The following is a 14,889-nucleotide window of genomic DNA, read 5'->3' as shown; positions in this document are numbered from 1 at the left end:
CGCGAAACTATTAATTATTAATTATTAATTATTAATTATTAATTATTAATTATTAACTATTAACTGCCCTCAAGTGAGCTGCAACGCCCCCGTCCCTTCCGGGCCTTCTTCATTCCAGCGACACAGCAATTCTGCCAACCCCTGGGCCTGAACCTTGAGGGCCGCCAGTTCTTCCCGGCTGCCTTTCTCGCCGTGAAACACCGGGAGTTTGCGCATGGACTGGACCAGCTCGTGATCCGGAGACTGCATTCTTTTGACTTCCAGCGTCCAACGGATGTGATGAACGATCATGTGGAAAAAGGCCAGCCGCGTCGCCAGTGAATAAGGACCGTCATCCTCGTTGAACTGATTGAAGTCCAGGCTTGCCAGCACGGCTTCGCGGGCATTCTCCGCCACCTTGATAGTGGCGCTGCGCGGCGTGCCCAGCAGCATGGAAAGGGTGCCGAAGACTTCACCGGGAGAAACATAATAAAGTGGCGTGTCGCCGGCATGCCCCGAGAGCACTTCCAGTTGCCCCCGCAACAGGAAATACAAGGTGGAATCCACATCCCCGGCACGAATCACCGTGTCACCGGAACCTGCCACCCACAGGCGCGTATTGCGCTCCAGATGCGCGAATTCATGCTGGTCGTCACGGGCAATTTCATTGAAAAACGGGACACCGGATAACAGTTGCCGAGTCCGTTGTTGGCCGAAATCATTATTATTGGCCTGCTCCATCTACTATCCCCAGGTCTGATGGAATTATTATCGGAGACTCCGGCTGCAGGGCGAATCCGGAAGGACACGAACCGCTCAGAAGCTCCCTTCAATATGCTAGTGCCAGCGCTCCCACAGGGCAACGATATCCTCCCTCAACGGTCGAAAAACCGGCCCGGACAACTGTTCAAATAGCACTGTTCATATTATCAGTACCTGTGCTAGCATCGGTTTTGTAGCACCGGCTGTCAGCCTCGACTGACAGCCTGGTCAGCCAGAAGCGCTATTGGCGCCCGGGCATGGAACCGAAATCCTGCGGGAAACATGGAGAAGGTTATGAGCAGCAAACTCACCGATCGCCAGCAACAGGTACTGGATTGTATCCGCGAATGTATCGCCGATACCGGTATGGCTCCGACGCGTGCGGAAATTGCCGACATCATGGGCTTTCAGTCCAAAAATGCCGCCTCTGACCACCTGAGAGCACTGGAACGCAAGGGCTTTATCAAACTCCACAGCGACCGCTCCCGCGGGATTCAGCTACTCGATAATGCGTTCTGGTCGGAAGAAGAACTGCCGGTGGTGGGCAAGGTCGCTGCCGGCGTTCCCATCGAGGCAATCGAGAACGTGGAGCGCACGGTTCCCGTCCCCCAGGGGCTGTTCAAACAACGGCCAACCTACCTGTTGAAGGTACAGGGCGACAGCATGATCGAGGCCGGCATTTTCGATGGCGACCTGATTGCCGTACGTAAATCCAACGTGGCCCGCTCCGGCGAAATCGTGGTAGCCCGCATTGACGAAGAAGTCACAGTGAAGACCCTAAAGTTGAATAAATCCAGCGCTACCCTGCTACCGGCCAATGAGGCGTATGAGCCCATCAAGGTGCCGGCGGATCAGTTGATCATCGAGGGTATTTTTGTGGGGCTAATCCGTGATCCGAATTCTTACTAGTGCCGTTCTGCTATTGATGAGTGCCGTCGCCATGTCCGATACGAATCTTCTCGCCCCTTGCCCGGATTCGCCCAACTGCGTGTCCAGCCTGGCAACCGATGAGGACCGCCGGGTCGCTCCGCTGAAGGTCGCACAAACCCGCCAGGCAAGCATGGCCCGCCTGCAGGCACTGTTACGCCAGTTACCCCGGGTTGAATTCGACGTGGTCGGTCAGTCCCGCATTCAGGCCCGCTTCTCCAGTCGCCTGCTTCGCTTTGTGGATGATGTGACTTTTTATGTCCGCGAAGATGGCATGGTAGAAGTACGGTCCGCATCCCGGGTGGGTTACTGGGATTTAGGTGCCAACCGTCGTCGGGTAGAATCCCTGCGCGAACAACTGGCGGAGCAGGCCCCTGATGACAGCACCTCACAACACTACCCTCAACACGGCTCCCGTTCATTGGGCTGATATCGGCGTCAACCTGACCGACAAGCAATTCCAGGGCGATCGCGACCAGGTACTGGCACGCGCCCGCTCCGCCGGGGTGACCTGGCAATTGCTCACCGGTACCAATGTGGAAGAATCCCGCCAGGCCATAGCCCTGGCAAGCCAACACGACGATTTGTTTGCCACTGCCGGCCTGCACCCCCATAGCGCCCGCTTCTACTCGCCGGCGCTGGAAAATGAACTGCGTGAACTACTGGGACAGCAGAGCGTAAAAGCCGCCGGCGAGATGGGGCTGGACTTCAATCGAGACTTTTCCCCACGTTCCGACCAGGAGCACGCCTTCGAGGCCCAGCTGGCAGTGGCTGTGGAGCATAAGCTACCGGTATTTCTCCATGAACGTGATGCCCATGAACGCTTCGCGCCCATCCTGAAAGCCTATCGGGATCACCTTGTGGGTGCCGTGCTGCATTGCTTTACCGGTTCCCGCGAGGCACTTTTCGATTATCTGGACCTGGATTGCCATATCGGCATTACCGGCTGGATTTGTGATGAACGCCGCGGGAAACCACTGGCAGAGCTGGTGCACAATATTCCGGATAACCGACTGTTGCTGGAAACCGATGCCCCCTATCTGCTGCCGCGGGACCTACCGGAACCGCCCCCGAAGAAGCGGCGCAATGAACCTTCATTGCTTCCCTGGATCGGTAAACGGGTGGCGAGTTTGCGGGGGCAAGATGTGGCCCGGGTGGCGGGCATGACGAGTGAAAACGCGCGAGCGCTGTTCAGATAAGCGAAACCAGACCCCGTTGGAGCTTTGCTCGCAAAGCGAAACTTCCCGAGGGAGGGAGCGGCACCAAGCCTTCCCCTTGCAAGCAAGGCACCAACCGATCAGGTCTGGCTTCGCCAGTGAAAGCGTACCCGCAGGGGCGGTATCACCTCGCCTTCCGGCTGCCCGACCATTTCCGCATGGGCGGAATGATGGAGCAAATGCGCCGTGCTGGTGACCAGGGTCTGGAGCTGGTTATTGGCGTGCTCAGGACCATTAAAGCGCATGATCTTGCCACTGTCGTCGGCCACCCAGTACCAGGTTTCACCGAAACGCACCTTGACGGTACAGACGGACAAGCAGGCTGAGAAGATCTCAACCTCATCGGCTTTACGCTTGTGCAGTTTCTTCGGGCTGATGGTTTCCATGTGAGCAATAATGGCTCCACGGCTGTGAAGCCCGCATCAATCACTCAACCTGCCAGAAATTGCTGCACATCCAGCAGACCAAAAGGCCAACCCAGCTCCCGTCCCTCCTTCATCAACACGGGAATACGTTCACCGTATCGCGCCAGCAACTCATCATCCTCAGCCACATCAACCAGCGTCAGCGTGATATCCGGTGCCACCGTGGACACCAGCTCCCGGGCCTGCTCACAAAGATGGCAGCCCACCGTGGTGTAAAGCACTACACTCATCAGTCCTCCACATGCCGAATGGCATAGCAGACATGAATCCTGTCATTCCGGCGGAAGTCCTCCGGGATGCTCCAGCGGGTAATATCGTCTACCTGATACCACTTGCTGATACTCGGGTCGAGTTCAAACCGCCGATAATTGCAGGAAAAATACAACACCCCGCCCGGCTCCAGCCGGCGCATGATCTTGCGGATCAGCTCACCGTGATGCTCTTCCACCACGAAGTCGCTGCGTGACTTGTTGTTGGAAAAGGTCGGCGGATCACAGAACACCAGATCAAACTGTTCCTGACATTCGTCCAGCCACCGCATGGTGTCGGCTCGCACCAGCTCATGCTGGTCAGTGGAGAAACCGTTGGCCGCCAGATTGCAGGCTGCCCACTCCAGATAACGTTTTGAGGCATCCACCGTGACGGTGCGTTTGGCGCCTCCCACCGCGGCGTGCACAGTCGCCGAGCCGGTGTAGGCAAACAGATTGAGAAAGCGCTTACCGCTGGCTTCCTCGGCAATCTTCAGTCGTGTCGGTCGATGGTCAAGGAACAGACCCGTATCCAGATAGTCCTGCAGGTTGATCAACAGTTGTGCCTGCCCTTCGCGCACCAGCCGGTAACGGCCCTGGCCATCCAGTTTCTGATATTGCTGGTTGCCTTTCTGGCGCTCCCGGGTGCGCAGATGCACCTGCTCACGGTGCACACCCAGGGCGGCGCGGACTGCGGTTACCGCCAGATCCCGGCGTTGCTTGGCCTTTTCCGGGTCCACGGTTTTCGGCGCTTTGAATTCCTGAACCAGTACCTGGTCACCATAGATATCCACCGCCACATTGAACTCCGGTAAGTCCCGGTCGTAGAGGCGATAACACTGGATATCCTCGCGCTCCAGCCAGCGGCGCAGATGTTTGCCATTCTTGCGAAGACGGTTTACCAGGGGCTGCGCCCCTTCCGGTACGTCAAAGGCGGATGACTCAGCAATGGTCACCACCTCCACCGGCGCCGGCTGGCGAGAGTGATACAGACGGATGAAATTATTGAACGGTCCGTTCTTCAGTCGCCACTGGCCCTGCAGATCCATGCCGGAGCGGTCCATGACTTCCGCATCGGCTCCCAGCAACACCGCCTGCCAGTTCGGCGCCAGCCTGGCCAGCAATCGTCCCAGCGCGAAATGCAGCCAGCCGGCCTGCTGCTGTTCATCCAGGCGCTCGCCCCAGGGCGGGTTGGCCACCAGCAGCCCTTGATCGGCAAAATCCCGGGGACGCAGGGCCCCCAGTTCACGGCGCTCGAAGTGAATCGCCTGACGAACCCCTGCCCGCTCCGCATTCTGCTGGGCCAGCTGGATAGCGCGGCCATCCACATCGAAACCCTTCAGGGACATTTCGGGAAGCGGCTGACGGACGCTATCGGCCGCCTCCGCCATTGCCTCCTGCCAGAGCTGACGACGGCAACCCCGCCACTGCTGAAAACCGTACTGTTTGCGCTGGGCGCCGGCAGCCCAGCCAGCGGCGATTTGCGCCGCTTCGATGAGCAGGGTGCCGGAACCACAGAAAGGATCCATCAGGGCCGCCGGATGACTGCCATGACGCCAGCCTGACGCCCACAGCATGGCCGCGGCCAGGGTTTCCCGTAGCGGCGCCCGCCCGCCGGCCAGCCGGTAACCGCGGCGGTGCAAGGGATCGCCAGCCAGATCCAGCCACAGATGTGCCTGGTAAGGGTCCAGCCGGGCACGGATACAGCAACTGCCCCGGGCATCCCGGGAAATGGTGAACTGTGGCGGTAACGCCTGAATAAAGCGCTTGGTACTGATTCGGTTATCCCCACGCACTCCCACCCCGTGTTCCAGGTGGATATGCAGTGGCGCATCATTGCCCACCAGCGCCAGCCAGTCCTGGCTGGCAGCCAGCTTTTCCGGGGCAATATCGGGAGAGACCCCCAGGGTTCCCAGGGACAACAACACCCGCTCGGCAAGCCGTGACCACAGGCAGACCCGCAGGGCATCCGCAGTCCCGCCGCTAAACGCCACATGGGCGCGACCGGTTTCTGTTACCGATATCCCCAGTGACGACAGTTCATCGGCCAGCAACTCGGCAATGCCGGGCATGCTGGTGGCCACAAATTCCATTACTGATACCTCGTAAGTGACTGTTTTATGCGCAACGAAAAAATTAACGTTATATCTTTCAATGCGTTACACAAACTGTCATCAAGCTGCCCTTTATACGTCATATGCTTAACAAGCACGAACCATATTGCTACATGATATTCGACACCACCCCAACGGTTTCCCATACTGAATTGGTCGACCCCGATAACTGGCCTTGTTCTCTGCCAGGGGTCATTGTCAATACCGCTATCTGTGAAAGGGAAAGCGTCTATGAAGCGACAAAAACGAAACAAAGACGACCGCGCCTACAGCCGGGGATACAACGCCGGCCTGGATGGAAAATCTCGTGAGGAATGCCCGTTTGGCACCCTCAGTGCACGTACTAACTGGATGGGCGGCTGGCGCGAAGGTCGCACCGATTTCGCACAAGGAATGCTGGGGGTCTCCAGTATCCAGAATCTGAAAAATATCGGCTAACACCTGACTTAACAGTTCAACACCGCGCCGGCGTGTCACGCGCCGACTCACAGGGCCCCTCCCGGGCCCTTTTTAATTGCTGGCCTCTCGCTCAGACAGCCCTGGGCCAAGCGCGGGCGATATCACCAATCAAGCCCGGCCCCTGATAAATCAGACCACTGTAGATCTGAACCAGATCGGCTCCCAAACGCTGCTTCTCCAGTGCATCGGCGGCACTATTGATGCCGCCCACGCCGATAATCGGAATTCGGCCTTTCAGCGCCTGGCTCATGGAGGCAAGCGCCCGATTGGCAACAGGCGTCAAGGGGGCACCGCTGAGGCCTCCCTGCTCATTCCCTTTGGGCAGCCCTTCGACCCCTTCACGGGACAGGGTGGTGTTGCCTACACAGACACCATCGATACCGTGCTGAACAAAGGCTTCCGCCATGGCCTGAAGCTCTTCGTCAGTGTTGTCCGGTGCGATCTTGATCACCAGCGGGACACGGCGGCGATGCTGCTGATCCAGACGGCTTTGGGCCTCGCGCAGCGTGCCGAGCAGCTCATTGAGGGCATCCCCGTGCTGCAGGCTGCGCAGGCCGGGAGTGTTGGGAGAAGACACGTTCACCACCAGATAGGACGCGTAGGCATGCACCTTCTGCTGACAGATCAGGTAATCCTGGACCGCGTCTTCCACCGGCGTGTCCTTGTTCTTGCCGATATTGATACCCAGCACGCCCTTGTAACGGCTCTGTTTCACCGCACCCACCAGATAATCCACACCAAGGTTGTTGAAACCCATTCTGTTGATCAGCGCCTGTGCCTTGGGCAGGCGAAATAAACGAGGCTGGGGGTTACCCGACTGCGGACGTGGTGTCACCGTACCCACCTCGATAAAGCCAAAACCCAGATCCGCCAGGCCATCGATGCAGTCACCATTCTTGTCCAGGCCCGCCGCCAGCCCCACCGGATTGGGGAATTCAATGCCCATCACCTCCCTGGGAGAGGCAGGCACACTGCCCGGCCACAACTTGCCAGTCCGCTTGCGCAGCATGGCCAGAGTCAACTCGTGGGCATGTTCTTCAGACAGGGAAAACAGCAAGGGGCGAGCAAGGGAGTACAGCATGGGATAACCCGGATTGTGATAATGGCGGGCATTATAGCCAAGCTACCCAGGCACTTCGATGCTTTGTGTCGGACAGCGGCTCTGCCCAGGGTCAGGCGTCATGGAATCGTCTACCCATAGGAGTCATGCTCGCCTCCCTAAGGGGGATCTGCGACATGCGAACCGGGACCCGGCGAGGATACCGTGGCGCAGCTTGCTCCAGAGCTTTTCAAAAAGCCCTGTCGAGCCCGGATAATCCCGGCCACCCTGCGGGGAGTCCCCAAAAAAACAAAAAAAGCCCGGCGGAGCCGGGCTTGAAAATAACCAACGAAACCAGCGCGTCAGTTAGCTTTTCTGACGAGCGCGGGCCGCATCAGGCTTGAGCAGGAAGGCTCCCAATGCAGGCAACAGCCAGAGGGCCCCGATCATATTCCACAGGAACATGAAGGTGAGCAGAATGCCCATATCCGCCTGGAACTTGATGGAACTGAAAGCCCAGAAGATCACGCCCACTGCCAGGGTAATCCCGGTGAAGGCCACTGCCTTGCCGGTGGTCTTGAGGGTTTCTCGGTAAGCCGATTCCAGGTCCATACCCTGTTTCAGGTAGTGGGCCAGCTTGCTGTAGATATAGATGCCGTAATCCACACCGATACCCACACCCAGGGCGATCACCGGCAGCGTGGCCACTTTCACCCCGATGCCCAGATGCGCCATGAGCGCCTGACAAAGGATAGACGTGAGCCCCAACGGCACAATGATACAGATCACCGCACGGATGGAACGGAAGGCAATCAGCACCAGAATGGATACCACCGCATACACCAGCACCAGCATGGGATACTGGTTGGCCTCGATGGTCTGGTTAGTGGCAGCTTCCACACCGGCATTACCGGAGGCCAGCTTGAACTCAATGACCTCTTCGTTATTGCGTTTTTCGGCAAAATCCGCCACCGCAGCGGTAACGCGATCCAGGGTTTCTGCCTTGTGATCATCCAGGAACACATAGACCGGCGCCAGGGAACAGTCCAGATTGTAGAGACTGTCCGGCATGAAGCTCATCACGTTGTTCAGAGCATACTGATCCCGGGAAATGGTGGCCCACTTCAAGGAGCCCTCATTCATGTTGGTGGCGATCAGCTTGGTGGCTGAGGCGATGCTGACCACATCCTGCACGCCCTCCACGCTCCGCAATGTCCAGGACAGATCGTCCACGGTCTCCATGGCCGGGTAAGTGTTACAGGACTCCACCGGCGTTTTCCCCATCACCACCAGCACATCGGCACTGACGGAATAGTTGGACACCAGGAAGTTCACGTCATGGTTATACCGGTACCGGGGCTTGGGCTCATAACCACGCGGGCAGTCCATGTCTTCGCACGGGTCCGGCCAGAGTTCCGGCGCACCCTTGTCCAAGTCACCGATTTTCAGGTCCTGGCTCATGTAGATGCCGACACCATAACCGGCCACCGCAATCACAATAGAAATCGCCGCCAATGGTTTGCGGGTAAACCGGGCAAACAATCCGGCCAGCGGATGGTCTTTCTTCTCGCCTGCCTGGATCTTGCGAACAGCCGCACCGCTCACTCCCAGGTAGGACAATACCGTCGGCACCACCAGCAGGTTGGTGATAATGATCACCGCCACACCGATACTGGCGGCCATGGCCAGTTCGCGGATCACACCCACATCAATGATATAGAGCGTCAGGAACCCGATGGCATCGGACACCAGCGCCACCATGCCGGGCACATACAGTGACTGGAAGGTATTCCGCGCAGCGTCCAGCGGGGTCTGCCCTTCGGCCGCATAGTTGGCCAGGGTGTTGACGATCTGCACCCCATGGGACACCGCAATGGCAAACACCAGGAACGGCACCAGCATCGAGTAGGGATCAATGGTGAACCCCAGGGTGCTGACAATACCGAGCTGCCAGATCACCGCCACGAAAGAGCACACTGTCACTGTTACCGCACTGCGCAAACAGCGGGTATCAATCAGCAGCAATACTGCGATCAGCGCGAGGGTGAAGAAGAAGAACATGGCCACTTCTTCAGCCGCAGCCATCACATCGCCGGCTTTCTTGGCCAGACCGACGATATGAATGCGTACATTGGGATACTTGTCCTGATAGGTCTGGCGGATCTCTTCCAGACGGGCGGACAAGGCAGGAATATCCACACCGTTCTCGCCCAGGGCATCCAGCAAATGGGCATGCACTACGCTGGACTGGAAATTATCCGCGACCAATCGGCCCACCTGGCCCGAGCGCAGGACATTGGTGCGCAGATCTTCCAGGCTGGCCTCGCTGCCATCGTAGCCAGCGGGAATCACTTCACCGCCCTGAAAGCCCTGCTCCGTTACCTCGTTCCAGCGCACATTGCTGGTCCAGAGCGAACTGATCTTGCTCGGATCCACGCCATCAAGGGCAAACACCTCGTCGGTGATTTCCTTCAGGGCGGTCATATACTGGGCATTGAAGATATCGTCGCTTTGCGTTTCGGCAACGATCACACGGATATCGTTGCCCAGACTCATATCATCCTTGTGTTCCAGGAAGTTCTGAATATAGGGGTGGCCCAACGGGACCATTTTTCGGATATCGGTATTAAGCTGAATCTTGCTGGCCTGCAGGCCCAGAAAGACAGTCGCTGCCACGAACAGCAGCAGGACGACGGGACGGATGGAGAACAGCCCGTTGGCAATGGTTTTGGAAATACGACCTGACATGCTGTGCCCCTTATTTCACGTCTTCAATCACACGCACCCCACCCTGGCCGGCGATCACAACGCCGCCCTTTTTCCTGGGCAAGACTGCGGAGATGGATTCACGGTCCGGAAGGAACCGCAGGGAGAAGGTTTGACCACCATCATGGCTGGTGAGAATGCCGCCGGCATTGGTGACCAGCACCACCGTGCCGTCCTCCAGCACCGTGCCATCATTCACACCACGGGTCAGTTTGCTGGGCACTTTGACCCAGCTGCTGCCACGATTGGCGGTTAACCACACATTGCCTTGCAGGCCGTAAACCAGCACCTGATAGTCGGAAATCGGGGTCGCTCCGAACAGGGTTCCGTCATAGGGACTGCTCAACGCTTCCCAATTCTCGCCCTTGTCCGCGGAACGAAAGATGACGCCTTTTTCGCCAACCAGATAACGGTCGCTGCTCGCCGGCGCTGCCGCATAGCCGTAAAGGTGCCAGCCATCATTGTTGCTCAGCGCATTGCTGCGCTTGTTCCAGGTATCCCCTCCATTTGAGGTCTCCAGGTAATACCCATAACCCCCGACCGCCACAGCCTTGTCCCGGCTTTCGCAGTGCACATCCAGCAGCGGCGCACCGGAAGTATCAACCGGAGCCGCTGCGGTCTCCTCGTAGGGATCGTCACTGTAAAGGTCGTCGCCGTAGGCGTCGTCTTCGTAGGGGTCACCATAGATATCGTCCATGGACAGATCGTCCAGCTCTTCATCCACGGTGTCACTGTCGTCACTGCCGCCCAGCGGATCGCTGTATTGCAGTGTCCAGCTTTCCCCGCCATCGCGGGTGCCAAGCACCACGGCATCGTGGCCGACAGCCCAGCCGTTGCGGGCGTCAGCGAAACAGACCGCTGTCAGGAGGACTTCTTCAGGCGTCCTGGCCGCCTGCCAGTGCCCCCCCTGATCATCGGAGTAAAGAATCTTGCCACGGTCACCCACCGCCACAATCCGGCCACCGGCATCAGCCAGGTCCAGATAGTTATTGGCAGTCACCAACGGCGATTTGTTGTCGATAAACTGTGCCTGCAAAGGGGCAGACAGCATGGCTGCGGTAGCCAGCAAAAGTGTTTTTCTCATTGTCCCATCTCTTCCCGAAGGCTCGTTGGTCGAGCCGAGTGCAAAACGACCGGGGGCCATGGGCGTCCCGGTCGCGTTGCCAGTGCTGCCGCTAAACGGTCAGCCTTTTCTTGTCATTAACGTCCACGGCGGCGCAGAGCGGCCGGATGGAAGTAGCGATCATCCGGTACCGGCTGGCTGTAATCCAGGATGGACGGCTCTTCGTTATCCAGGAACTGAACGTGGTAGCGCTGGGCCCGCAGATCGTGGAAGGTATCCAGAGCGGTCCACTGGGTCGGCACTTCGTAGTAGTTCTTGATGTAGGCAAGGCTGACACGCCACAGCTCATCACGACGGTCATACTGGTCGATGGCGGCGATCTGCCAGGAATCCGCATCAATGTAGAAGCGACGCTTCTCGTAGATATGGCGCTCCCCTTCCTTCAGGTTCGCTTCCACGACCCATACACGGTGCAGCTCCCAACGCTGGTAGTCTGAATTCACGTGGCCCTGTTGCAGCAGGGTTTCGTATTTCACGTCCGGGCTGTCCATCTTGTAGTTGTTGTAGGGGATGAACATTTCCACCGGCTTTTCGTGAACCAGCTTCCAGTTGTACTTGTCCGGCGCACCGTTATACATGTCGGTGTCATCGGCAGTCCGCAGGCCGTCAGCCGCCGCAATGGGCGTATCGTAGGCCAGGTTGGGCGCACGACGGACACGACGCTGGCCGGCGTTATAACCCCAGGCCTGACGAGGCATTTTCTTCTGGTCAAGCATTTCGTGAACCAATACCGCACCACCGGCCAGACGTGCCGGCGCCTTGGTGAAGGACAGGTAGTAGAAAATGATGTTGTCCAGGCTGTCGAAGTTGTACTTGGGATCGTAGTAACGGAAGTAGACTTCCTGCTGGGAAGTAATCAGGGAGTAGGCACCATTACGCTGTACCGCCACTTCCGAAGCACGACGGACCACGTACAGCCCGCGCCAGCGCAGGATATGGTTCCAGATCGCCTGCAGCGCCTTGTCTTCGTTGCTGCCACTCAGAATCGGGAACGGAATCCCGCCAAAGGCATTGTTAACGCCGGTCTCGGCCAGTGAAGCCTTGGTCGCGTTGCTTTTGGTATTGTCATAAACCCATTGCGGCGCGGAGGTGGAGCGGCGGCTTGGATAAACATTGAGTTTGAAAGTATCCGGGTAGGTTTTCAGCATACCCTGCACACCCTCAGGCACCTTGTCTGCATACTGCGACAGGTTCTGGGCGGTGATGGTGAATACTACCTTGTCATTCTTGAAAGGGTCCGGGTGGTGCTGGCCGGGACGGGTGTATTCCTTGGGGATATCCTTTTTCTGGATACCACCGGTCCAGTCGGGAATGCCAAGGCCAGTGGAAACGGCTTTACCGTTGCCTTTGACGTCAGCCCCGAACGGAGTCAGGGATTTACCCAGCTTTGCCGCTTCTTGCGCGGACACGGCAGCCTGCACATTGGCCGCGACGCTCAGTGACAGCGCCAGCGCGCTGCCCATGGCGGTCAATTTCTTCAACATGATTGCTCTCCGAATAAACGGGCCGGAATCCCGGCCCGGAAAAAATTAAAACGAGTACTTAACAGAAACCGAAGCGTTGTTCCGGTCGGCCAGTTTGTTGGAATATTTGGCGCCCCAGAAGCTGGTGGCAGACATGCCCACTTCCAGGTTGTTCAGGTACACAAAATCCAGCCCCAGAGTGGCGGCCTTACGGTCTTCCATGAAGTTGCCACCGATGGGGGAATTGCCACTGACATCGTGGGCAACCCGCACGCTGGGGCTCATGGAGATACCGGCGAAAATGTTGTTGTAATCCGCTTTCAGAACCGCACGATACCCCCAGGATGTGTCATCCAGGTTATATTTGTTCGGATCATCCGGGCTCAGGATCTGGGCTTCTGATCCCAGGATGGCGGCCGTGGAGTTATACTCCAGCTCTGGGTTTTCCAGGCCTTCAATGTGCTCCACGCCCAGTTCCACCAAGGCGATCAGGCCATCGGTTCCCCAGGTGGGGCCAAAGTTGAAGATGCTGACCAGAGAGCCGTTGTAGCTTTCCACTTCGTCATAGAAGTAGTAGAGCTGGCCTTCCTGCACTGGCGTGTTGGAATTGAGGCAGCTGCCACCCAGTTCCGCACGCACACAATGCTGGGTGAGACTCCCCAGGGTTGGTGCCGGGTTTGCTGCTGCGCCCGCCAAAGACTGGATCAGGTTGTCGCCAATTTCGTTGATAATGGCGCGTTTCGGCCGGTATGCCACTTCACCAGCCAGCGACATGGTGCCGATACTGGTGTTGAAACTGGCGCCAAACATGTCCTGATCTTCCACATAGGCCATCTGATACTCGGTGGTATCGATGGTTTCAGGCACGCCTGCCAGACCCGAGGTATTGATTTTGTTGATCCGTGACCCGACCACAGGGGTTCGGGAATGGGTGCGGGTATAATAAAGCGCGAATTCAGTGCCATTCAGCCCTTCGGCGAAATACCGGTAAGCCAGACCAAACTGACCATGGTCCTTGGCTTCTTCGTCACGGATACGGTCAACGGTTACCTGGGTTGCTTCGTACTCATAACCCGGGCCGAATTGAGCCGTGTAGGCGGCGAAGGCATTCTCAAGACCCGGCGCGCCCGCGCCAAGAGCCACCACACGACCATCAATGATTACGTTGTCAGCCCCTCTGCCCGGAAACGCATCATGGGTAGAGAAATAGGTACCTGACGGTGCGTCCTCGGAGTTTTCCCATTCGAACTGGTAAAAGCCTTCCAGGGTCGCGTTAAAGGTCAAACCGTAGGAAAAGTACAGGCTATCCAGAGGCAGCAATGCTTCCTTGATCTCCGAACCGGGCAGACGCAGGGCGTTGAGGTCGAAGTAGTTGGCAGTGTTGACGCCGCCCTGGATAAACAACGCCTCACCCCAGTTGATCACCTGCTGGCCAAGACGGACGTTGAGGGGTTTCTCGAACAGGTCGAAACTGCCCCAGACATAGGCATCCAACATACGGGCACGCTGGCCGGCATAGCGCTCTGCATCACTGTTGAAGTCGTCACCGATACCATTGTTGGCATAATCGGAGTAGGTCGCATAGCGGGTAAAACCGTTACCCGGCACGAAAGGACCCGACTTCATGAGCGCGCCGCCATCATGGTCTCCACCCATGATCTGCTGATCGTAGAACGCCGTAGCTCGCACGAACATGCCATAACGTCCCTGCCAGCTCAGGTCCATTTCCGGCGTGATTTTGTACACCAACGAGGCCAGACCGGTATCAAAATTGTTGTTGGCATCGTTCTTGTTGACCTGAGAGCCATAACCCTGGAGGGTCATGTCAACCACATCACCGGTGGCCGCCAACATCCGGTCCTGCCCTTCTGTACGGAACAGCGCACCGACAGACAAGGCGGTATCCAGTCGACCGGACCAATCCGGGTTATCGAATTGCAGCTGAACCGCTGAGGCAGGAATTGACAAGCTGGTAAGGGCTGCAGCACCAGCAACAGCCATCGCTAACCTGGTTTTGCGCAGGGGATTATTATTCATGTAGCTCTCCGAATTGCCATGCATGGCTTTATTGTTCTTGCCCGGGTAACGGCTTCTCCCGTTGTGTCATCGGTCCCATCATTCTCTCCGATGCACACCCCTACCCAGACTAAGTCTTAATTCTTACATATCGGGACCAAAAAGAAATCCCCCTTCAGTGTACATTTAACGACCAGCCAGTCACTACTTTTGTGCGCCCCCAGCCAAGCCCTAATCAGCCTGAGGCATCAACGTAACCAGGGCCACGGCCTGATACCCCACGTTGGCGGGTGGCTTGCAAAGTGCCGCGGCAACGTCTCACGATTCCGCCTTGTACAAGTACCACGTCAA

13 protein-coding genes are annotated in these 14,889 nt (G+C 57.6%); 4 read left to right on the top strand and 9 right to left on the bottom strand.

The features are described 5' to 3' along the window. Nucleotides 1-69: 69 nt before the first annotated feature. Nucleotides 70-720: a cyclic nucleotide-binding domain-containing protein gene (locus A3714_RS11130; RefSeq protein ID WP_063508904.1), complete on the bottom strand. Its 651-nt coding sequence runs from the start codon at nucleotides 718-720 to the stop codon at nucleotides 70-72. A gap of 315 nt (nucleotides 721-1,035) precedes the next feature. On the opposite strand from A3714_RS11130, the gene lexA reads away from it, so the two are divergent. The 3 genes from lexA to A3714_RS11115 are packed head-to-tail and all read left to right on the top strand — an operon-like array spanning nucleotide 1,036 to nucleotide 2,867. Next, the gene (lexA, locus tag A3714_RS11125) at nucleotides 1,036-1,650 is read left to right on the top strand and encodes a transcriptional repressor LexA (protein ID WP_062816506.1); all 615 of its coding nucleotides are present in this window, start codon (nucleotides 1,036-1,038) and stop codon (nucleotides 1,648-1,650) included. 31 nt (nucleotides 1,651-1,681) lie between these two features. After that, nucleotides 1,682-2,098: a DUF1499 domain-containing protein gene (locus A3714_RS11120; protein WP_063508905.1), complete on the top strand. Its 417-nt coding sequence runs from the start codon at nucleotides 1,682-1,684 to the stop codon at nucleotides 2,096-2,098. Then, nucleotides 2,046-2,867 (top strand): TatD family hydrolase, encoded by an 822-nt coding sequence (locus tag A3714_RS11115; protein ID WP_063525701.1) that lies wholly within the window; start codon nucleotides 2,046-2,048, stop codon nucleotides 2,865-2,867. Before A3714_RS11120 ends, A3714_RS11115 begins: the two co-directional genes overlap by 53 nt. 98 nt (nucleotides 2,868-2,965) lie before the next feature. Here A3714_RS11115 and A3714_RS11110 read toward each other — a convergent pair whose 3' ends face one another. The 3 genes from A3714_RS11110 to rlmKL are packed head-to-tail and all read right to left on the bottom strand — an operon-like array spanning nucleotide 2,966 to nucleotide 5,651. Further along, complete coding sequence (locus tag A3714_RS11110) at nucleotides 2,966-3,271, bottom strand: DUF6482 family protein (RefSeq protein WP_062816503.1); 306 nt, start codon at nucleotides 3,269-3,271, stop codon at nucleotides 2,966-2,968. 44 nt (nucleotides 3,272-3,315) lie between these two features. Next, nucleotides 3,316-3,540 (bottom strand): glutaredoxin family protein, encoded by a 225-nt coding sequence (locus tag A3714_RS11105; RefSeq protein ID WP_062816502.1) that lies wholly within the window; start codon nucleotides 3,538-3,540, stop codon nucleotides 3,316-3,318. Next, a complete protein-coding gene (rlmKL, locus tag A3714_RS11100; RefSeq protein ID WP_062816501.1) occupies nucleotides 3,540-5,651 on the bottom strand; it encodes a bifunctional 23S rRNA (guanine(2069)-N(7))-methyltransferase RlmK/23S rRNA (guanine(2445)-N(2))-methyltransferase RlmL in 2,112 nt (703 codons plus the stop codon). The genes A3714_RS11105 and rlmKL overlap by 1 nt, the downstream gene beginning before the upstream one ends. Nucleotides 5,652-5,903: 252 nt before the next feature. Here rlmKL and rmf point away from each other — a divergent pair, with 252 nt between their 5' ends. Then, nucleotides 5,904-6,110 (top strand): ribosome modulation factor, encoded by a 207-nt coding sequence (gene rmf, locus A3714_RS11095; RefSeq protein ID WP_062816500.1) that lies wholly within the window; start codon nucleotides 5,904-5,906, stop codon nucleotides 6,108-6,110. Nucleotides 6,111-6,201: 91 nt separating this feature from the next. Here rmf and A3714_RS11090 read toward each other — a convergent pair whose 3' ends face one another. The 5 genes from A3714_RS11090 to A3714_RS11070 form a co-directional block, all read right to left on the bottom strand. Next, entirely contained in the window at nucleotides 6,202-7,212 is a 1,011-nt protein-coding gene (locus A3714_RS11090; RefSeq protein WP_063509197.1) for a quinone-dependent dihydroorotate dehydrogenase, read from the bottom strand. A gap of 324 nt (nucleotides 7,213-7,536) precedes the next feature. Then, on the bottom strand, nucleotides 7,537-9,918 hold the full coding sequence (locus A3714_RS11085; RefSeq protein ID WP_063525758.1) for an RND family transporter: 2,382 nt from the start codon (nucleotides 9,916-9,918) through the stop codon (nucleotides 7,537-7,539). A gap of 10 nt (nucleotides 9,919-9,928) precedes the next feature. Further along, on the bottom strand, nucleotides 9,929-11,020 hold the full coding sequence (locus tag A3714_RS11080) for a YCF48-related protein (RefSeq protein WP_063510069.1): 1,092 nt from the start codon (nucleotides 11,018-11,020) through the stop codon (nucleotides 9,929-9,931). 116 nt (nucleotides 11,021-11,136) lie between these two features. Continuing rightward, nucleotides 11,137-12,543 (bottom strand): DUF1329 domain-containing protein, encoded by a 1,407-nt coding sequence (locus A3714_RS11075; protein ID WP_062816496.1) that lies wholly within the window; start codon nucleotides 12,541-12,543, stop codon nucleotides 11,137-11,139. 45 nt (nucleotides 12,544-12,588) lie between these two features. Beyond that, on the bottom strand, nucleotides 12,589-14,523 hold the full coding sequence (locus A3714_RS11070) for a DUF1302 domain-containing protein (RefSeq protein WP_369817833.1): 1,935 nt from the start codon (nucleotides 14,521-14,523) through the stop codon (nucleotides 12,589-12,591). Nucleotides 14,524-14,889 lie beyond the last annotated feature (366 nt).

The organism is Alcanivorax sp. HI0007 (assembly GCF_001635525.1).
GTDB lineage: Bacteria > Pseudomonadota > Gammaproteobacteria > Pseudomonadales > Alcanivoracaceae > Alcanivorax.
The sequence above is the reverse complement of the archived record's forward strand: the minus strand, read 5'-3'. Positions and strand labels throughout refer to the sequence as shown.